The 18,066-nt window shown below is 70.1% G+C and carries 19 protein-coding genes; 8 read left to right on the top strand and 11 right to left on the bottom strand.

All coding sequences use genetic code 11. The annotated features are described in order from the left end of the window. Positions 1–4: 4 nt before the first annotated feature. From nrdR to GXW71_RS02110, 4 genes are read right to left on the bottom strand one after another with little or no spacing between them, the layout of a single operon-like run. Entirely contained in the window at positions 5–466 is a 462-nt protein-coding gene (nrdR, locus tag GXW71_RS02125) for a transcriptional regulator NrdR (protein ID WP_211850740.1), read from the bottom strand. A 19-nt stretch (positions 467–485) separates the two neighbouring features. Next, positions 486–1,790, bottom strand: a complete 1,305-nt coding sequence (gene glyA, locus GXW71_RS02120) for a serine hydroxymethyltransferase (protein WP_211850739.1) — start codon at positions 1,788–1,790, stop codon at positions 486–488. Continuing rightward, positions 1,787–2,248: a ribose 5-phosphate isomerase B gene (gene rpiB, locus GXW71_RS02115; RefSeq protein ID WP_211850738.1), complete on the bottom strand. Its 462-nt coding sequence runs from the start codon at positions 2,246–2,248 to the stop codon at positions 1,787–1,789. The genes glyA and rpiB overlap by 4 nt, the downstream gene beginning before the upstream one ends. A 40-nt stretch (positions 2,249–2,288) precedes the next feature. Next, complete coding sequence (locus GXW71_RS02110) at positions 2,289–3,146, bottom strand: dienelactone hydrolase family protein (protein WP_211850737.1); 858 nt, start codon at positions 3,144–3,146, stop codon at positions 2,289–2,291. Between the two features lie 156 nt (positions 3,147–3,302). Here GXW71_RS02110 and GXW71_RS02105 point away from each other — a divergent pair, with 156 nt between their 5' ends. From GXW71_RS02105 to GXW71_RS02090, 4 genes are all read left to right on the top strand, one after another. Next, on the top strand, positions 3,303–4,601 hold the full coding sequence (locus GXW71_RS02105) for an O-acetylhomoserine aminocarboxypropyltransferase/cysteine synthase family protein (RefSeq protein WP_211850736.1): 1,299 nt from the start codon (positions 3,303–3,305) through the stop codon (positions 4,599–4,601). Between the two features lie 6 nt (positions 4,602–4,607). Continuing rightward, a complete protein-coding gene (hemB, locus tag GXW71_RS02100; RefSeq protein ID WP_211850735.1) occupies positions 4,608–5,609 on the top strand; it encodes a porphobilinogen synthase in 1,002 nt (333 codons plus the stop codon). Between the two features lie 75 nt (positions 5,610–5,684). Beyond that, a complete protein-coding gene (locus tag GXW71_RS02095; protein ID WP_211850734.1) occupies positions 5,685–6,065 on the top strand; it encodes a hypothetical protein in 381 nt (126 codons plus the stop codon). After that, entirely contained in the window at positions 6,065–6,820 is a 756-nt protein-coding gene (locus GXW71_RS02090; protein ID WP_211850733.1) for a metalloprotease, read from the top strand. Before GXW71_RS02095 ends, GXW71_RS02090 begins: the two co-directional genes overlap by 1 nt. 12 nt (positions 6,821–6,832) lie before the next feature. On the opposite strand, the gene GXW71_RS02085 is transcribed toward GXW71_RS02090, so the two are convergent. From GXW71_RS02085 to GXW71_RS02075, 3 genes are all read right to left on the bottom strand, one after another. Continuing rightward, a complete protein-coding gene (locus GXW71_RS02085) occupies positions 6,833–7,672 on the bottom strand; it encodes an alpha/beta fold hydrolase (protein ID WP_211850732.1) in 840 nt (279 codons plus the stop codon). 6 nt (positions 7,673–7,678) lie between these two features. Further along, positions 7,679–8,884 carry a CaiB/BaiF CoA transferase family protein gene (locus GXW71_RS02080; protein WP_211850731.1) on the bottom strand — a complete coding sequence of 402 codons (1,206 nt, stop codon included), beginning with the start codon at positions 8,882–8,884 and terminating at the stop codon, positions 7,679–7,681. 256 nt (positions 8,885–9,140) lie between these two features. Beyond that, a complete protein-coding gene (locus GXW71_RS02075) occupies positions 9,141–9,650 on the bottom strand; it encodes a pyridoxamine 5'-phosphate oxidase family protein (protein ID WP_211850730.1) in 510 nt (169 codons plus the stop codon). A gap of 106 nt (positions 9,651–9,756) precedes the next feature. Between GXW71_RS02075 and GXW71_RS02070 the strand changes: the two genes are divergently transcribed. After that, positions 9,757–11,268 carry an aldehyde dehydrogenase family protein gene (locus GXW71_RS02070; protein WP_211850729.1) on the top strand — a complete coding sequence of 504 codons (1,512 nt, stop codon included), beginning with the start codon at positions 9,757–9,759 and terminating at the stop codon, positions 11,266–11,268. 211 nt (positions 11,269–11,479) lie between these two features. Here GXW71_RS02070 and GXW71_RS02065 read toward each other — a convergent pair whose 3' ends face one another. Both GXW71_RS02065 and GXW71_RS02060 read right to left on the bottom strand, forming a co-directional pair. Next, positions 11,480–11,812, bottom strand: a complete 333-nt coding sequence (locus GXW71_RS02065) for a DHCW motif cupin fold protein (protein ID WP_211850728.1) — start codon at positions 11,810–11,812, stop codon at positions 11,480–11,482. Beyond that, positions 11,809–12,828 (bottom strand): LysR family transcriptional regulator, encoded by a 1,020-nt coding sequence (locus GXW71_RS02060; RefSeq protein ID WP_211850727.1) that lies wholly within the window; start codon positions 12,826–12,828, stop codon positions 11,809–11,811. The genes GXW71_RS02065 and GXW71_RS02060 overlap by 4 nt, the downstream gene beginning before the upstream one ends. A 96-nt stretch (positions 12,829–12,924) precedes the next feature. Here GXW71_RS02060 and GXW71_RS02055 point away from each other — a divergent pair, with 96 nt between their 5' ends. The 3 genes from GXW71_RS02055 (at position 12,925) to GXW71_RS02045 (ending at position 16,297) form a co-directional block, all read left to right on the top strand. After that, complete coding sequence (locus GXW71_RS02055) at positions 12,925–14,259, top strand: PLP-dependent aminotransferase family protein (RefSeq protein ID WP_211850726.1); 1,335 nt, start codon at positions 12,925–12,927, stop codon at positions 14,257–14,259. A 5-nt stretch (positions 14,260–14,264) separates the two neighbouring features. Beyond that, the gene (locus GXW71_RS02050; RefSeq protein ID WP_211850725.1) at positions 14,265–15,239 is read left to right on the top strand and encodes a glutamate cyclase domain-containing protein; all 975 of its coding nucleotides are present in this window, start codon (positions 14,265–14,267) and stop codon (positions 15,237–15,239) included. Between the two features lie 122 nt (positions 15,240–15,361). Further along, positions 15,362–16,297 carry a Bug family tripartite tricarboxylate transporter substrate binding protein gene (locus tag GXW71_RS02045; protein WP_211850724.1) on the top strand — a complete coding sequence of 312 codons (936 nt, stop codon included), beginning with the start codon at positions 15,362–15,364 and terminating at the stop codon, positions 16,295–16,297. Positions 16,298–16,307: 10 nt separating this feature from the next. Here GXW71_RS02045 and GXW71_RS02040 read toward each other — a convergent pair whose 3' ends face one another. Next, positions 16,308–17,282 (bottom strand): tripartite tricarboxylate transporter substrate-binding protein, encoded by a 975-nt coding sequence (locus tag GXW71_RS02040; protein WP_211850723.1) that lies wholly within the window; start codon positions 17,280–17,282, stop codon positions 16,308–16,310. Positions 17,283–17,392: 110 nt separating this feature from the next. Continuing rightward, positions 17,393–17,995 carry a hypothetical protein gene (locus tag GXW71_RS02035; RefSeq protein ID WP_211850722.1) on the bottom strand — a complete coding sequence of 201 codons (603 nt, stop codon included), beginning with the start codon at positions 17,993–17,995 and terminating at the stop codon, positions 17,393–17,395. Positions 17,996–18,066: the final 71 nt, after the last annotated feature.

Here is an 18,066-nt window from a genome sequence, read left to right as displayed (position 1 = left end):
TGCCCTATCCTTTCGGCGGCTTGCCCAGCTCGCCGAGGAAGGACTGGAAGTCCTTCGCCTCGTTGAAATTCCGATAGACGCTGGCGAAGCGCACGTAGGCGACCTGGTCGACGCCGCGCAGCGTTTCCATGACGATCTCGCCGATCTGGCGCGAATTCACCTCCGCCTCCATCTCGGTCTCGAGCCTGCGCTGGATGCCGTTGACGATGCGCTCGATCCGGTCCTCCTCGACCGGGCGCTTGCGCAGCGCGACCCGGACGGAGCGCGCCAGCTTCTCGCGGTCGAAGGGCACCCGGCGGCCATCGGTCTTGATGACCGTGATCTCGCGGAGCTGCACGCGTTCGAAGGTGGTGAAGCGATTGCTGCAGACGCTGCAGAAGCGCCGGCGCCGGATGGCGCCGCCCTCCTCCGCCGGACGGCTGTCCTTCACCTGGGTATCCTCGGCGCCGCAGAAGGGACAACGCATGGTGCGGCGCCTTTCCCGCTCAGCCCGCGTAGATCGGGAAGCGGCCGCAGAGCGCCAGCACCCTGGCCTTCACGCTGTCTTCCACGGCCGAGTTGGCGGCCGCGTCATTGGCACGGGCGAGCCCATCCAGCACCTCCCCGATCAGGGCGCCGATCTCGCGGAACTCGGCCTCCCCGAAGCCGCGGGTCGTGCCGGCGGGGGAGCCGAGGCGCACCCCGCTCGTCACCATCGGCTTCTCGGGATCGAAGGGGATGGCGTTCTTGTTGCAGGTCAGGTGGGCGCGGTTCAGCGCCGCCTCGCCGGCCTTGCCGGTCAGCCGCTTCGGCCTGAGGTCCACCAGCATCAGGTGGTTGTCGGTGCCGCCGGTGACGATGTCGAGGCCCTGGCCCTTCAGCGTCTCCGCCAGCGCCTGGGCGTTCTTCACGACCTGGCGGGCATAGGCACGGAATTCCGGCTTCAGCGCCTCGCCGAAGGCGACGGCCTTGGCGGCGATCACATGCATCAGCGGCCCGCCCTGCAGGCCTGGGAAGACGGCGCTGTTGAACTTCTTCGCCAGCGCCTCGTCATTGGTCAGGATCATGCCGCCGCGCGGGCCGCGCAGCGTCTTGTGGGTCGTCGTGGTGACCACATGCGCATGCGGGAAGGGCGAGGGATGCGCGCCACCGGCGACGAGGCCCGCGAAATGCGCCATGTCCACCATGAAATAGGCGCCGACCTCGTCCGCAATCGCCCGGAAGCGGGCAAAGTCCCAGAAGCGGGAATAGGCGGACCCGCCGGCGACGATGACCTTGGGCTTCGCCTCCCGCGCGATGCGCGCCACCTCCTCCATGTCGATCTGCTGGTCCTCGCGCCGCACCGTATAGGGTGCCACCTTGAACCACTTGCCGGACTGGTTGGCGGGCGAGCCATGGGTCAGGTGGCCACCGGCCGCGAGGTCGAGGCCCATGAAGGTGTCGCCCGGCTGCATCAGGGCGAAGAACACCGCCTGGTTCGCCTGCGCGCCGCTATGCGGCTGCACATTGGCGAAGCCGCAGCCGAACAGCTCGCAGGCGCGGCGGATCGCATATTCCTCGGCGATGTCCACCGCCTCGCAGCCGCCATAATAGCGGCGGCCCGGATAGCCTTCCGCATACTTGTTGGTCAGGACCGAGCCCTGCGCTTCCAGCACCGCGCGGGAGACGATGTTCTCGGACGCGATCAGCTCGATGCCGTCCTGCTCGCGCGCCAGCTCCTGGCGGACCGCATCGAACAGCGCCGGATCCGTCTCCGACAGCGACGCTTCGAAGAAGCGGGCATGGGTGAAGGCGGGACTCTGTTCGTTCATGGCGTCTCGTTCCGGTCCGGGCTCAGCTTGGCGACGCGCGGCGCGTGGCGGCCGCCGGCGAAGGGGGTGGCGAGGAAGGTGCGGAGCGCGTCCAGCGCCACCTCGGGGCCGATCATCCGGGCACCGAAGGCGACGACATTGGCGTCATTGTGCTCGCGCGTCAGCCGCGCGCCGGTGACGTCATGCACCAGGGCGCAGCGGATCGCCGGGTTGCGATTGGCGGCGATCGAGATGCCGATGCCGGTGCCGCAGACGACGACGCCGAAGCGGGCCTGCCCGCCGGCCACCGCCTCCGCCACCGCCCGCCCGAAATCCGGGTAATCCACGCTCTCCGGCCCATGGGTGCCGAGGTCGAGCACCGGGTGCCCGGCCTCCTCCAGCGCTGCGCGCAGGACCGCCTTCAAGGGCAGGCCGGCATGGTCGGCGCCGATCGCGATGGGAGTTTCCGCAGCTTTCATGGCGGGGGTCTAACACGCCGTTACCGCGCGCAAAACCGATTCAGCCGCCTACGGGGCGCAGCCCAGCGATGAATTCCGGTACCCGGCGCAGGGAGTCCGCCCGCGCCGCCGGATCGGTCCCGGTGGTGGCGACGCCGCCGCCGCGGGAGGTGCCCGCCAAACCCATCCGCTCCCGCAACGGTGCATTGGCGGCATCGAAGCCGTGATGGGCGCCGGGATAGACCACGACATCCACATTGGCGGGCGCCCGCCCGGCCAGGCGTTGGCAGTAGCGGGCGGCCATCCAGTCGTCGGCCTCGCCCAGCAGCATCAGCAGCGGCACCGCGGCCTGCCATTCCGGCGCGTCCTGCAACAGCCGGTTGCAGCCGGGGTAGAAGGCGATGACGCCGCGGATCGCGCCTTCCGGCAGCGGCGGTGCCGCGGCGGAGATCACCGCGCTGCCGCCATGCGCCCAGCCGAGCAGCACCACCCCGCCCGGTTCCGCCCAGGGCTGGCCTGAAGCCCAGTTCGCGGCCGCCAGGGCATCGGCGCGGCGGACCGTCTCCGGCTCGACCCCGCGGCTGCCGCCCTCGCAGGCCTCGCGCCGGCCGCGGCTGCCGTAGCTGTCGACAAAGAGCACGGGATGCCCGAGCGCGGTCAGCCGCGTCGCCCAATCGCGCTCCCGCGCCGGCAGGCGGATCGGGCGATCCGCCCGCCCCAGGCCGCCGCAGCCGTGGAAGGCCAGCACGGGCACGCCGGGCTCACCGCTTTGCGCCGGCAGCAGCAGGGCCCGCAGCGTGATGCCATTGGGACCGGGAATGGCGACATGCCCGTCGCCCATCACGGCGCCGGGCTGGGCGGCGGCGGAGCAGCCCATGAAGGCAAGCACCGCCACCACCAAGAGTCGCAGAAGATGCATACGCAACCCTTCGCAAAGCGGCCGCCCGGGCGCAAGCCTGTCCTGGGGGTGACGACGGTCACGCCAAACCTTTCTCCACCGTGCCAGAAGGCTTGGCGCGCAGCTCGCGCCACACCTAGTCTCCGCCTCGAACGCCCCAGGGAGAGCAACGCGATCATGACCGACAGCACGAACCCCGAAACCCAGGTGCTGCATGCCGGCTGGCGCGCCGATCCCTCCACGGGCTCGGTCGCGGTCCCCATCCACCAGACCACCAGCTTCCAGTTCCAGGACACGGGGCACGCGGAACGCCTTTTCGCGCTGGCCGAACTCGGCAACATCTATACGCGGATCATGAACCCGACCGTCGACGTGCTGGAAAAGCGCGTCGCGGCGCTGGAAGGCGGCGTCGCCGGCCTTGCCCTCGGGTCCGGCCAGGCCGCCACCGCCTTCTCCGTGCTGAACCTCTGCCAGGCGGGGGACAACATCGTCAGCAGCACCGACCTCTATGGCGGCACCTGGAACCTGTTCGCCAATACCCTGAAGCAATTCGGGATCGAGGCCCGCTTCGTCGATCCCGCCGACCCGGATGCCTTCCGCCGCGCCTCCGACGCCCGCACCCGCGCCTGGTACGCCGAAACCCTGCCCAATCCGAAGCTGCAGGTCTTCCCGATCGCGGAGGTCGCGGCCATCGGCCGCGCCATGGACATCCCGCTGATCATGGACAACACGGCGGCGCCGGTGCTCTGCAAGCCCCTGGCACTCGGCGCGGCCGTGGTCATGCATTCGACCACCAAGTTCATCGGCGGCCATGGCACCTCGATCGGCGGCATCATCGTCGACGGCGGCAATTTCGACTGGGAGGCCCATGGCGACCGCTTCCCGACCCTGAACAAGCCCGACCCCAGCTATCACGGCGCGGTCTGGACCCAGGCGGTGAAGCCGCTCGGTCCGATCGCCTACATCATCCGTGCCCGTACCTGCCTGCTGCGTGATCTCGGTGCCCCGCTCGCGCCCTTCAACGCCTTCCTGACCCTGCAGGGGCTGGAGACGCTGCCGCTGCGCATCGAACGCCATTGCGCCAATGCCAATCGCGTTGCCGCCTTCCTGGCCGAACACCCCGCGGTCGCCACCGTAATCCATCCCTCCCTTCAGAATGGTGAAGCGAAGCGCCGCGCCGACGCGACGCTGCGCGGCGGCTATGGCGCGCTGCTCGGCTTCGAGCTCAAGGCCGGGGCGCCCGCCGGCCGCGCCTTCATCGAGGCGCTGAAGCTCCTGTACCACGTCGCGAACATCGGCGATGCGCGAAGCCTCGCGATCCATCCGGCGACGACGACGCACAGCCAGCTCACCGCCGAGGAGCAGGCGGCTTCCGGCGTGACCCCCGGCTATGTCAGACTGTCGGTCGGCATCGAACATATCGACGACATCCTCGCCGACCTCACGCAGGCGCTGGATGCCGCAACCAAGGCCTGAACGACCATGAGCACGCCCCTCGGCCAGTTTCCCAGCACCCGCCTCCGCCGCAACCGCGTCGATGGCTGGACGCGGCGGCTGGTGGCCGAGAACGCGCTCACCGTTTCGGACCTGATCTGGCCGATCTTCGTCATGGAAGGGCAGAATGCGGAAAGCACCGTCCCTTCCATGCCCGGGGTGAGGCGGGTCACGGTCGACCGCATCGCCGGCCATGTCGAACACGCGGTGAAGCTCGGCATCCCCGCACTCGCCCTTTTCCCCATGACGCCCGTCGCGAAGAAGGACGCCGAGGGGACCGAGGCCAAGAACCCCGAGAACCTGATATGCCGCGCGGCGCGGCTGCTGAAGCGTGAATTCCCCGATCTCGGCCTGATCGGCGACGTCGCACTCGACCCCTACACTGACCATGGCCATGACGGCGTGATCCGCGACGGCTACGTCGCCAATGACGAGACGCTGGAGATCCTGACCGTGCAGGCGCTGGTGCAGGCCGAGGCCGGCATCGACGTCATCGCGCCCTCCGACATGATGGATGGCCGTGTCGGCGCGATCCGCACGGCACTCGATGCCAAGGGGCTGATCCATACCCGCATCATGTCCTATGCCGCGAAATACGCTTCCGCCTTCTATGGCCCGTTCCGCGACGCGCTCGGCGCCGGCAAGACGCTGCGCGGCGACAAAAAGACTTATCAGATGGACCCCGCTAATTCCGACGAGGCGCTGCGGGAGGTCGCGATGGACCTCGCCGAAGGCGCCGACATGGTGATGGTGAAGCCGGGGATGCCCTATCTGGACATCGTCCGGCGCGTGCATGAACGCTTCGGCGTGCCGACCTTCGCCTACCAGGTGAGCGGCGAGTATGCGATGATCGCGGGTGCGGCCGACCATGGCTGGCTCGACCGCGAACGCGCGGTGCTGGAGAGCCTGATCGCCTTCAAGCGGGCAGGCGCCGCCGGCGTGCTGACCTATTTCGCGGTGGAGGCGGCGGAGGTTTTGCGTCGTGCGTGAGCACGCCCAAGCAGACGTGGATAGCCGCACACGGACAGACGCGCGTGAGCACGCCCAGACAGGCCGCGGCGGAGCGTGAACAGCACCACGCGCCCTGACGACGAAGAAGAGAAACTCCCCCGCGCCATGCAACCTGGCTACACGCCGCCGTGGCACCCGCCGATCCCGGGCGGCGACCCGCGCGATATCACCGCCTTGCGCGCCCAACGCGCCGAAGTGGATGCCTTGCTTGCTTTCCGCCACGCCGAGGATGCCAATGATGCCGCCCGTGCCTGGTGGCGCCTGGTCCGTGCCCGGAGCGCGCGGCTCGGGCTGCTCGGCGCGATGGAGGCCGCGGGCCTGGCCCCCCTGCCCGCCCCGCCGCCGGGCGCACTGACCTTCGCGCAGCGCCTACTGCGGAAGCTCGGCCGGTTCCGCGCCGAGCTGGCGAAGGTGCCGCCCTATCTGAGGAGCTGATGCGCTGGAAGGATGATGGGCTGGCTTTCAGCCTGCCCGGCCTCCCGCCGATCTGGGTGCATGCCAGCGCGCCCCTCGTCGCCCTGCTGCTGACGCTGCCGCTCTGGACACATGGGGTGAACGGCCGCTGGACCGCGGCGCTGGTGGCGCCGGCCATCATGCTGTCAGTGCTGGCGCATGAGCTCGGCCATGCGCTGATGGCGCGGCGGCTCGGCCTGATCCCGACCCAGATCCGGCTGCATGCCAGCGGCGGAGAAGCGGTGATCGGTGGCTGGGCATGGAGCCGCGCCATCGAGCGGCGGATCATCCTGGCAGGCCCGCTGGTCAACCTGCTGCTCGGTGGAACCTGCCTGGCGCTGGCCTGGCTGCTCATGCAGGTCTTCGTGGCTGCCCCGAACGTGCCAAGTGAGGCGATCTTCACCAGGCCGCCGCCCTTGCCGCCACCGGTGGTGCCGCGGGCCCTGTATTGGATCGGCGGCATCAATATCGGGCTCGCGGTGGTGAACATGCTGCCGGCCTATCCGCTCGACGGCGGGCGCCTGCTGCACAGCCTGATCGAAGAACGCTGGAGTCAGCGCCGGGCCCAGTTCTGGATCGGGCTCTGCGGCCTGGTGCTGGCGGTCTTCACCAAGCTGGTCTTCCTCGGCAGCCTGATCGCGGGCATGCCGATCTGGTCGCCACCCGATATCCCGCCGAACTGGGAGGCCCTGCAGGCGGCGCGGCAATGGCGTTCGATGGAGGGGCCGAAGGCGTAACGCCCGCCGATATCAGCCGCGCAGGAAATCCGCCACGATGGTGATCTGCGCCGGGTCCATGAGCGCCGGCGCATGCCCCGCGCCCTCGATCACTTCCAGCCGCACGCCCTCACGCGTCGCCATGCGCTCGGCGGTGTCGGCCGGCAGCAGGTCGCTCTCGGCGCCGCGGATCAGCAGCACCGGCAGGGTGATGGCATTCCAGATCGGCCAGAGCTCCAGCGCCTCGACTGGCCCCTTCAGCATCGGGACCGCGATCGCGGGGTCGTAGTGCAGCCGCACCGCGCCGCCTTCCGCGGCCCGCGCCGAATGCCCGGCCAGATGCGCCCACTCGGCGTCGCTCAGCGCCCCGAAGCTCGCATGCACGCGCCTGAGGTGCCGCTCCAGCGCGGCGAGGTCCGGGAAGTCGCCCTCGACGCCGATATAGTCGCGGATGCGCTCCAGTGAGGCCTTCGGGATGAAGGCGCCGACATCGTTCAGCACCATTCGCCGGATCGGATGGCCGGGGATCACCGCCGCCAGCATCCCGCAGATGCCGCCGAGCGAGGTCCCCACCCAGTCCACAGCGGGCGCGTCGAGCTTCGCCAGCAGATGCGCCAGCGCGCCCACATAGACCGGCGGCTGGTAGAGGTCGCCGCGCGGCAGCCAGTCGCTGGCGCCGCGCCCCGGCAGGTCGGGGCAGATCACCCGTCGGCCCTCGGCTGCCAATGCCCGGGCCAGCGGGTCGAAATCGCGCCCGTTGCGCGTCAGGCCATGGACGCAGAGCACCGGCGCACCATCCTCCGGCCCCCATTCCACCCAGCGCAGGGTGTGGAAGCCGGTGGCGGCCAGCCAACGCACCGCGCCATGGCGCATGAGGCGTTACACCACGCCGCCGGCACGTAATGTCGCGATCTCCTCGGCCGTCAGGCCGAGCCCCGCCAGCACCTCATCCGAATGCTGCCCGAGCGTCGGCGGCGCGGCGCGATAGGTCGGCGGCGTCGCCGAGAGCCGCACCGGGTTCGCGATGACCTTCACCGTGGCGCCGCTCGCATGTTCCATCTCGACCACGCAGTTGCGGGCCACGATGTGCGGATCGGCGAAGACTTCCGACAGCTTGTTGATCGGCCCGCAGCCGATCTTCGCCGCCTCCAGCGTCTCCACCCATTCCTTGGTGGTGCGGGACTGCATGACCGGCGTCAGCGTGTCGGTCACGAGCTGGCGGTTCTCGACCCGCTTCGCATTGGTCGCGAAGTGCGGATCGGCGAGCAGGTCCTCGCGCCCGACCAGCTTGCAGAAGCGCTCGAAGGTCGGGTCGTTGCCGACGCTGAGGACGATGTGCCCATCCTTCGAAGGGAAGACCTGGTAGGGCACGATGTTCGGATGCTGGTTGCCGAGCCGCGGCGGGTTCTCCCCGGTCGCCAGGTAGTTCATGCCCTGGTTCGCGAGCCAGGCGACATGGGTATCCATCATGCCGATATCGACCTGCTGGCCCTCGCCCGTCGCGTGGCGATGATTCACCGCCGCTAGCACACCGACGCAGCCATAGAGCCCGGCGAAGAGATCGGCGACCGGGACGCCGACCTTCTGCGGCAGCCCATCCGGCTCCCCGGTCAGCGACATCACGCCGCCCATCGCCTGGATCAGGCTGTCATAGCCGGGGCGCGGGGCGTAGGGGCCGGTCTGTCCGAAGCCGGTGATCGAGCAGTAGATCAGCCGCGGGTACTTGGGGTGGAGTTGTTCCCAGCCGAGGCCATACTTCGCCAGCGCGCCGACCTTGAAGTTCTCGACCAGAATGTCGCAGCTCTCGAGGAGCTGGTGGATGATCGCCTGCCCGGCGGGCTTGGCGATATCCAGGGTGACGCTCTTCTTGTTGCGGTTCACGCCGAGGAAATAGGCGCTCTCCTTGGTCTCCGGCCAGAAGGGCGGCGCGAAGCCGCGGGTGTCGTCGCCGGCTTCCGGGCGCTCGATCTTGATCACTTCGGCGCCGAGGTCGCCCAGCATCTGCGTGCAGGTCGGGCCCGCGAGAACGCGGGTCAGGTCGAGGACGCGCAGACCCGCAAGGGGACCGGCTGGTTGCTGGCTCATGATGCTTCTCTCGGCAAGGAGTTCCGCCTTGCGTTTAGCACCTCGCGCGCCCCTGTCCATGCGGCGCCGCTCAGGACGTCGCCGGATCGAACTGATCCCGGTATCATCGCCCGTCACCCGGGAGCCCGCAAACATGCTCTGTCGTCTGGCGGTCCTTGCCCTCGCCTCCGCAACCCTGTGCGGCTGCTGCAGCGGCCTCTGGTACAGCAGCCCGAGGGGGCGGGATTATCCCTGGTGCGGCATCCAGCCGCAGGGATCAGTGGCGGAAGGCGACCTTGCGCGCCTCGCCGCCCTCCGCGGGACGGCCGGTCAGCAGCGCCCTGGGATAGCCATAGGCGAAGAGCGCCACGCTTGAGGCCGGATCCCAGTATTCGGCGCCATCGATCTCGACGGCGATCAGCACCAGATCCGGGCTTTCCGGCCCCTGCGGAAACCAGACCCGGTCCGCCTCGCTCCAGAGGGCCTTCTGCCGCGCGACATCCCGCTCGATCCGCGCCTGACCGTAGACCGAGCAATAATGGCTGCGGCCCGAGCCGCCATAGGCGAGCAGGACGCGGCCGTCGTGACCGATCTCCTCCGCCTTCGGACTGCCGGAAGCGGTGAAGAACCAGACGGTCCGGCCATCCTCGCCAATGCCCTTCTGCTGCATGGGCCGCGATCGCAGCCGCCCCTGCTCGTCCACGGTCACGAACATCGCGGTCCCGATCTCGTCCATCACCTCGCGGACCCTGATGCGGGCTTCGTCGTCGGTCATCGGCTTCGCCATGATCTGTCCTCCACAGGTCATCCACGGAAAACGGCCCGCCCTTCGCCCGGTTGCGCCGCCGCGCCGGCGGACGCATCTTCCCGACCGATCGACCGGAGGATCCGCCATGCTCGACACGCCATTGAAGACGCCCGAAGCGCCGTCCACAGACCCCTTCGCGCTGGCGAAGGCGCTCTCCGGCGTTCATTTCATCGGCGGCCGTTTCGTCCCCGCCCGCTCCGGCAAGACCTTCCCGGTGGTCAATCCCGCGACCGGCGCCGAGGTCGCGACCGCGGCCGAGGGCGATGCCGCGGATGTCGACGCCGCCGTGCAGGACGCCGCCCGCGCGCAGAAGGCCTGGGCGAAGGTCCCCGCCCGCAAGCGCGGCGCGCTGGTGCATCAATGCGCGGCGCTGCTGAAGGCGCATGCCGATGAGCTCGGCCGCCTGATCGCGCTCGAGACCGGCAAGGCGCTGCGCACCGAAAGCCGGGTCGAGGCCAATGTCGTCGCCGATATCTTCGAATTCTTCGGCGGCCTCGGCGGCGAGCTGAAGGGCGAGAGCGTGCCCTTCGCCCCGGACGTCCTCTCGGTCACGGTGCGGGAGCCGCTCGGTGTCGTCGGCGCGATCATCCCCTGGAACGTGCCGATGCTGCTGATGGCGCTGAAGATCGCGCCCGCGCTGGTCGCCGGCAACACGGTGGTGGTGAAGTCGGCCGAGGAAGCGCCGCTCGCGGTGCTCCGCATCTGCGAGTTGCTGAACCGCATCCTGCCGGCCGGCTGCTTCAACATGGTGAGCGGCTTCGGCCCGGAATGCGGCGCGCCGCTGGTCGAGCACAAGCTGGTCCGCAAGGTCACTTTCACCGGCAGCGTCGAGACCGGGAAGATCGTCGCCCGCACGGCGGCCGAGAAGCTGATTCCGCTGACGCTCGAGCTCGGCGGCAAGTCGCCGATGATCGTCTTCGCCGATTGCGACTTCGACAAGACCGTGGCCGGCGCCCTGACCTCGATGCGCTTCACCCGCCAGGGCCAGAGCTGCACGGCGGCCAGCCGCATCTATGTCGAGCGCCCGATCTTCGACCGCTTCGTCACCGCCATGAAGGATGCAGTGAACAAGATGGTCATGGGCGACCCGCTGGACGAGAAGACCGATATCGGCACCATCGTCAGCGAAGGCCAGCTCGAGAAGGTCAAGGCCTTCATCGCCGAGGGCACCGCGACGCCGGGCGCCACCGCGCATGTCTGCAGCGCGATGCCGACCGATCCCGCGCTGAAGAAGGGCCTGTTTATCCAGCCGGTGATCTTCACCGGCCTGACCGGCCAGAGCCGGCTGGTGCGGGAGGAGATCTTCGGCCCGGTCACCGTCATGCAGCCCTTCGACGACGCGGAGGCGGTGCTGGCGGAGGCGAATGACAGCGACTACGGCCTGGCCGCCAGCCTCTGGACCAACAACCTGAAGATCGGGCTCGACCTCGCGCACCGGCTGGAGGCGGGCCTCGTGCAGATCAACCAGAACCTGGTGGTGCAGGCCAACCTCTCCTATGGCGGCGTGAAGTCCTCCGGCCTCGGCAAGGAAGCTTCGCTGGAGGCGATGCTGGAGCACTTCACCCACAAGAAGACGATCATGGTGAACATGGGCTGAGAGCCCGCAGCGCCCGGTCCGCTCCGGACCGGGTGCCGATCTCATAGCAACGGACCGGTCGCTTGACCGGTCCGAGGCCGCGAATGCGGCCCGCCGCAAGTGCGGCGTCACGCCATGAGGCGTGCTCTTCGCACGACGCCAAGGCCGGCGGATGCCGCCCGCCCGGCGTTTGAGGGGGTCGCAATCGTGTCAATGATTGCGACCGCTGGTATCAGTCCACGATGAAGAGCTTGGCGCCGTCCCGGGTCGAGGAGCGGTGCGCGGCGTCGCCGAAATCCGAGACCTGGTAGCCATGGCCCGGCCGGAGCGTGAAGCGCCGCCCGTCGCGCAGCTCGGTCTCCAGCTCGCCCTCCAGCACATAGAGGACATGGCCGCGGTCGCACCAATGGTCGGCCAGGTAGCCCGGCGAATACTCCACCACCCGCACCCTGAGATCGCCGATCGTGAAGGTCCGCCACAGCGCATGCCCGGTCTCCCCGGCATGGCGCGTCGCCGGCACCGCCGACCAGTCGGTGGCGGTGAAGGGCAGCGTCGGGATCTTCATGCGCAGGGTCCTGTCGTCGCGGCATCCGGCAGCCACGCCGGGCCCGGTTCCGCCGATGCTCCGCCGCCGAGCGCGGCGGCCGCATCCTGCAAGGCCGAGACCGCAGCGGCAATGGCCGGCTGCGCCAGGCTGCCGTGCCGGATCGCGACCGAAACATGCCGTTCGATAAGGGGCCGCAACGGGCGCACGCCGATCGCACCCTGGTAGCGCCGCGCCCAAAGGCCGGGTTGGATCGAGATCGAACAACCGGCACCGACCATCGCCATCGTCACTTCGATGCTGCGGCAGGCACTGACGATCCGCGGTGTGAAGCCCGCTTCCCGGCAGGCGTCGAGCAGCGCGCGATGGAAGACGCTGCTGCCATCGTTTAGCGACCAGCTCTCATCCGCGAGGTCGGCGAGCGCGATGAAAGGGCGCCGTTCCAGCGGATGATCCCGCGGCAGCATCGCGTGCAAGGCGTCGCTGAACAGCGGCAGCAGCTCGATCTGCGGGTCCAGCGGCTCCTGCAAGCGGCCGATCCGGTCGACCAGGACCATGTCCAACTGCCAGCCGCGCAGCTCCGGCAAGCCCACCCTGGCGCCGTCATCGCGCAGTTCCAGTACCAGCAGTGGATGGCGTTGCCGCAGGGCCAGCACCGCCCTGGGCATCAGCGCCGCCGCCGCCGACGGGAAGGCTGCGACGCGCACCCTGCCCGCGATCTCCCGGCGCCCGGTCGCGAGATCGGCCTCCGCCTCCTCCATCACCGCCATCAGCCGCTCGGCATGGCGGACCAGGCGCTCGCCTACGGGCGTCAGGCGCACGCGCCGGCCCTCCCGCCGCAGCAAGGCGGCACCGCACTCGAGCTCGAGCTGCGCGAGTTGCTGTGACACGGCGGAGGTCGAGATCAACCGTGCCTCCGCCACCGCGGCCATCGTGCCGCGATGCGCCAGCTCCCACAGGAGGCGCAGGCGTCCAGCGTCGAGCATCGATCGCCCCCTTTCCCATAAAACGTGAAGCTTTGCTTCACTGAAGGTCAAGCCGAATGTGATGGACCTTAATGTCCCCCATCCCTAGCGTCGATCTTTCGCCTGTCACAAACAGCGCCCCCGGGGGGGCCGGTGAGGAGCGATAGGATGTCCATCCTGCAAGGCGACCCGTCCATCACCGCGGCGCCGCGATCGGACCGCTTCGGCAATCCGATCGACCGCATCGTCGGCTATGCGCGTGGCCGCATCCTGAGCTCCTCCACGGACGAGGCGCTGAAGCTCACCCAGACGAAGCGCGTCATCCGTGACCGGATCGCCCGCTTCGGGAGTGATTCCATCAGCATCTTCACCGGCAACCAGCGTGACTTCCGGCTGCGCCCCGAGGATCTCGACCTGCTCTCCGAGGAATGGATCGGATCGGCGCTCTTCGAGCCCGAGCTGCACGCCGCCATCCGCGCGCATCTCGGCGGCGATGCCGAGAGCGGCGTCGCGGTCTTCAACCGGACCAGCGCCGGCATGGTGGCGGCGATGCTGGCGCTGGTCGGCGATGGCTCGGTCGTCTCCTTCGTGCCGCGCGGCGCCCGCTCCCACACCTCGGCGGCACGCGGCGCGGCGCTCGCCGGCGCCCGCTTCATCGAAACCGATGATCTCGCCGCGGTCGAAGAAGCGCTGGCCGATCCGGAGGTCCAGTTGCTGCTGGTCACCAGCGTCACCAACACGCTCGCCTGGTTGCCGATCCCCGCGCTGGAGGCGGCCGTGGCGCTGGGACGCCTCGCCGGCGTCCCGGTGATGCTGGACGACGGCTACGGCGCGCGGCTGCGCCCGACGCTGCATGGCGGCCCACGCAGCCTTGCCCTCGGCGTCGATCTCGCGATCAGCAATTGCGACAAGGCCGGGCTGGAGGGGCCGCGCGCCGGCTTCATGGCCGGCCGGGCCGACCTCGTCGCCCGGGTCGAGGCCAAGGCGGGCGAGCTGGGACAGGAAGCGCGCGCGCCGATCGCGCTCGCCGTGCTGCGGGCGCTCGAACGCTACAGCGAGGCGCGGCTGCGGGAGGAGGTCGCGGCCGGCCTCGAGATCACCGCTGCGCTGACCGCCCGCCTCGGCGCCCTGCGGGTGCGGGCCACGGATATCGGCCCGCTGGTGCATGAGGACGACATCCTCGCGATCGCGCGGGAGCGCGCCGGCACGCGGCCCGCCATCGTCCCCTGCGAGGCCTCGGCCGCGCTCGGGATGCTGCTGCTGGCTGAGAACGGCATCCTGACGGTGAACACCAGCGGCCAGCCTGGCGCCCAGGTGTCGCTGCGCCTGAAGCCGGCCGCCGAGGCGATGCGCCGGGCCGGTGGGGCGCAGGCCGTGGCCGAGGCGGTGGATGCCCGGCTCACCGATCTGGCGGCGCTCATCGCCGCACCGGGCAAGGTCACCCGTCTGCTGCTTGGCCCCGCCGCGCATAGCTGCTGCGGCATGCATGCCTCCGGAGCCTGAACCGCATGGGCGCCGAGACCTTCGAGGACCGGATCGACCGCTTGGTGAACATCGATATCGGTGGGCGCGGCGTCGAGGCGCTGTACCGGGCGGCGCGCGGCAAGCTCGGCCGTTCCCTGGTCGGCGCCGCGGCCGAGGCGCTGCTCGCGGTGCCGGAAGGTGCCACCGTCCTGGTCACCACCGGGTCGGTCTCGCGCGCCTGGGTCTCGCCCGCGATCGGGGAGAATGACGGCCCGGCGGGCCTCGCGGCCGTGGCACGCGCGCTCTCTCTGGCGCGCCGCGCCATCCCGGTGCTGATCGCCGAGAACTCCCTGCTCAGCCCGATCGGCCAGATCCTGACCAGTGCCGGCCTCAGCATCGTGACCATGGAGGAGGCGAAGCGCACCACCCAGCCCGGCGGCCGCCTCGCCGTCGCGGTGCTGCGCGACTACCCGATCGAGGACGCCGCCGGCCTCGCCGCCGCCGCGCCGCTGCTCGACGAGCTGCAGCCGGCGCTGGTCTTCTCGACCGAACGCGTCGGGCGCAACGCGCAGGGCATCTACTGCAACATGCGCGGGGTCGATTTCGGCCATGGCCGCGCCCGTGTCGACCATGTCTTCGACGAGGCGCTGCGGCGCGGCATCCCCTCGGTCGCGGTCGGCGATGGCGGCAACGAGATCGGCATGGGGCTGGTGCCGGAGGCCGTCCAGCGGCATGTGCCACACGGCGAGCGCATCGGCGCCGTCACGTCGGCCGATGTGCTGGTCACCGCCGCCTGCTCGAACTGGGGCTGCTACGGCATCGTCGCCGCCATGGCCAGGCGCCTCGGCGATCCGGCGCTGATGCACACGCCCGAGCTCGAGGAGCGGCTGCTGCTGCGCGGCGCCGAGATCGGGCTGATCAATTCGGTGGATGGGATCATCGATCCGAATGTCGATGGCATCGCACTCGCCGCCCACAAGGCGGTGGTCGAGCTTATCCGCACCATTGCCCGGCCGTGATGCAAGCGGGATGACTGACTGACGACGGATGGCCGCCATGCGCGGCCGCGACGGAGGAACGCACGCCGCGGCACGAACCGACACGCGGAGAGCGAATGATGCGAACGACACGACGGGCCTTGATGACCCTCAGCGCCGCCCTGCCGGCCCTGCCGGGACGCGCCCGCGCGGCGACCTATCCCGACAAGCCGGTGCGCATCATCGTGCCCTTCGCGCCGGGCGGCAGCCTCGACATCCTGGCGCGCGGCCTCGCCAATGATGTGCGCCTCGGTCAACAGATCGTGGTCGAGAACCGCAGCGGCGCCGGCGGCAATATCGGTTTCGAGGCCGCCGCGCGCAGCACGCCGGACGGCCATACGCTGATGCTCGCCAGCGAGCCGCTGACCGTGAACCCGGCGCTGATGCGCGTCACCTACGACCCGGTGCGCGATTTCGCCGGCATCAGCCTGATCGCACTGCTGACCCAGGTGCTGATCGTGCATCCGGATGTCCCCGCCCGCGACCTGCCGGAGCTGGTGGCGCTGGCCCGCGCCCGGCCGGGGACGATCAACGTCGCCTCGGCGGGTCCCGGCACCTCCGGCCATCTGGCGGTCGCGATGCTCGGCGCGGCCGGCGTGCCGCTGGTCCATGTCCCCTTCCGCGGTGGCGGGCCGGCGGCCGCGGCGGTGCTCGCGGGCCAGGTGCAGGCCGGAATCATGACCCTGCCGGCGGCGCTCGGCTATATCCGCCAGGGCCAATTGCGGTCCTTCGGCGTGACGGCGACCGAGCGCTCCCGCTTCCTGCCCGAGGTGCCGTCGCTGCGCGAGGTGGTGCCGGGCGTCGTGGTGGACAGTTGGCAGGCCCTCTTCGCGCCCGCCGGCACCCCGCCGCCGATCATCGGACAGATCAACGCCGCCGTTCTCGCCGCATTGGCCACACCCGGGACCAGCGATTTCCTGGCACGCCAGGGCTTCGAGAAGGTCGGCAGCACGCCGGCGGCGCTCGACGACCTCGTGCAGCGCGAAGCCGCGAGGTGGCCGGCGGTGGTGCGCGACGCGGGGGTCAGCGTGGACGGCTGAGCCGACACGATCAGTTGGCGTAGACGCCCGCCGTTTCCACCACGCGGCGCCAGCGCGCCACCTCCTCGGCGTGGAAGCGGCGGTGGAATTCCCGCGTCGCCTCCTGCTGGGTGGCGGGCGCGGTGATCAGATCCGCGAAACGGCTCAGCAGCCGTGCCTCCCTGAGCGCCGCGCGCAGCGCCTCCGAGAGGCGTTCCTGGATCGGCTCCGGCACCTCCGCCTGGGCAAAAAGCCCGTGCCAGGTGGTCATGGTGGCGCCCGGCATCCCGGCCTCGGTCATGGTCGGCAGCCGTTCGATCCCCGGCACCCGCGCCTCGCTCGTCACCGCATAGGCGGGGAAGCTGTTGCGCTGGATGAAAGGCAGTGTGTTCGTCACCTGGTCGCAGAAGATATCGACGCGCCCGGCCATCAGCTCGGTCGTGATCGGAGCGCTGCCGCGATAGGCGACCGCGGTCGCCTGCGCGCCGACCGATTGCTGCAGCAGCATGGCACAAAGCTGGGAGGAGGAGCCGATGCCGGAATGCGCCAGGTTCAGCTTGTCGCCCTCCCGCCGCATCACCGCCGCGTATTCCGCGACGTTCTCCGCGGGAAAGCCGGGCCGCGAGACCAGCATCATCGCCGCCTTGGAGGCGAGGCCGAGCGGGGCGAAGCTCTCGGTGACGCTGTAGGGAAGCTGGCGGTAGAGCGTGGCACTCGCCGCGAAGCCGACATTGGTGTTCAGGATGGTGTAGCCGTCCGCCCGCGCCTGCCGCGCCCGCCCGGCCGAGAACACCGTCCCCGCGACGTTCTCCACGACGACCGGCTGGCCGAGATGGCGGGCCATGCCTTCGGCGACCAGCCGGGTGATGACGTCGGTCGGCCCCCCCGCGGTGCCGCCGGCGATCAGCGTCACCGGCCGGTTCGGAAAGCCCTCCTGTGCGCAGATCGCGGGCGCCGCGAGGGCAGCGGGCATGGCGGCGAGCAAGGCGCGTCGGGTGGACGGCATCGGCGGTTTCCTCCTGTCCTGCCTTCGGGGGCGGATCGGAGGCGGAGTTCAGGCCATGGCGACGGATGCGGCAAGGCCCCGTTCGCGCCGCCGCTGGCGCAGTGCCGGGATCAGCCTCCGCGCGGCGCCCGCCGCAGCGCCTCGCGCAGGCCGGGATCGTCCAGCACCTTGTCCACCGCCTCCGCCAGCACCCGCACCATCAGCGCGTGCAGATCCTCGAGCGAGCCATAGACGCCGGCCGGCGTCAGCGTCGCCCGCCCTTCCACCCGTTCCACCCGCATTTCCGTGGTCCAGAGATGCGCCCCGCTCGCCACCTCGACCAGCGCCGGGCGCAGCACCACCCGCGCTTCCCGCCGCGAGAGCTGATTCGCATCCAGGGCGTCGATCACGATGTCGAGGCGAAGACGCGCACCCTGGACGGGCGCCAGCAGCCCGCGCCGTAGCAGCGCCTCCCGGAAGGCACGGTCCACGGCAGTGTCGACCGGCAGGTCCGAGCGCAGGCGCTTCAGCGGCGTGCCGAAGCCGTCGCGGATATTGCCCACCCAGCGGCGGTCCCGGATGTCGCGCCGATCGGTCACTTCCCCCATCGCCAGGCTCGCGCGCGCGATGGGCTCCTGCGCCGGTGCCGCCGCCGGCGTGTAAGGCAACGGCAATGTCGCGCTGGCACAACCACCGAGGATCAGGACCGCGAAGGCGAACAGAGTGCGGCGCATGGCAGGCCTCCTTCCCCACCATCCTGCCCGCCAGGGCAGGAACTTCGCAAACCCGCGCTTTCGCAAGGCCG

The organism is Plastoroseomonas hellenica (genome assembly GCF_018129085.1).
Taxonomy (GTDB): domain Bacteria; phylum Pseudomonadota; class Alphaproteobacteria; order Acetobacterales; family Acetobacteraceae; genus Plastoroseomonas; species Plastoroseomonas hellenica.
The sequence above is the reverse complement of the archived record's forward strand: the minus strand, read 5'-3'. Positions and strand labels throughout refer to the sequence as shown.

Coding starts and splice junctions, on each gene's coding strand:
- nrdR (WP_211850740.1), bottom strand. CDS start 466: ATGCGTTGTCCCTTCTGCGGCGCCGAGGATACCCAGGTGAAGGACAGC.
- glyA (WP_211850739.1), bottom strand. CDS start 1,790: ATGAACGAACAGAGTCCCGCCTTCACCCATGCCCGCTTCTTCGAAGCG.
- rpiB (WP_211850738.1), bottom strand. CDS start 2,248: ATGAAAGCTGCGGAAACTCCCATCGCGATCGGCGCCGACCATGCCGGC.
- GXW71_RS02110 (WP_211850737.1), bottom strand. CDS start 3,146: ATGCATCTTCTGCGACTCTTGGTGGTGGCGGTGCTTGCCTTCATGGGC.
- GXW71_RS02105 (WP_211850736.1), top strand. CDS start 3,303: ATGACCGACAGCACGAACCCCGAAACCCAGGTGCTGCATGCCGGCTGG.
- hemB (WP_211850735.1), top strand. CDS start 4,608: ATGAGCACGCCCCTCGGCCAGTTTCCCAGCACCCGCCTCCGCCGCAAC.
- GXW71_RS02090 (WP_211850733.1), top strand. CDS start 6,065: ATGCGCTGGAAGGATGATGGGCTGGCTTTCAGCCTGCCCGGCCTCCCG.
- GXW71_RS02085 (WP_211850732.1), bottom strand. CDS start 7,672: ATGCGCCATGGCGCGGTGCGTTGGCTGGCCGCCACCGGCTTCCACACC.
- GXW71_RS02080 (WP_211850731.1), bottom strand. CDS start 8,884: ATGAGCCAGCAACCAGCCGGTCCCCTTGCGGGTCTGCGCGTCCTCGAC.
- GXW71_RS02075 (WP_211850730.1), bottom strand. CDS start 9,650: ATGGCGAAGCCGATGACCGACGACGAAGCCCGCATCAGGGTCCGCGAG.
- GXW71_RS02070 (WP_211850729.1), top strand. CDS start 9,757: ATGCTCGACACGCCATTGAAGACGCCCGAAGCGCCGTCCACAGACCCC.
- GXW71_RS02065 (WP_211850728.1), bottom strand. CDS start 11,812: ATGAAGATCCCGACGCTGCCCTTCACCGCCACCGACTGGTCGGCGGTG.
- GXW71_RS02055 (WP_211850726.1), top strand. CDS start 12,925: ATGTCCATCCTGCAAGGCGACCCGTCCATCACCGCGGCGCCGCGATCG.
- GXW71_RS02050 (WP_211850725.1), top strand. CDS start 14,265: ATGGGCGCCGAGACCTTCGAGGACCGGATCGACCGCTTGGTGAACATC.
- GXW71_RS02045 (WP_211850724.1), top strand. CDS start 15,362: ATGACCCTCAGCGCCGCCCTGCCGGCCCTGCCGGGACGCGCCCGCGCG.
- GXW71_RS02040 (WP_211850723.1), bottom strand. CDS start 17,282: ATGCCGTCCACCCGACGCGCCTTGCTCGCCGCCATGCCCGCTGCCCTC.
- GXW71_RS02035 (WP_211850722.1), bottom strand. CDS start 17,995: ATGCGCCGCACTCTGTTCGCCTTCGCGGTCCTGATCCTCGGTGGTTGT.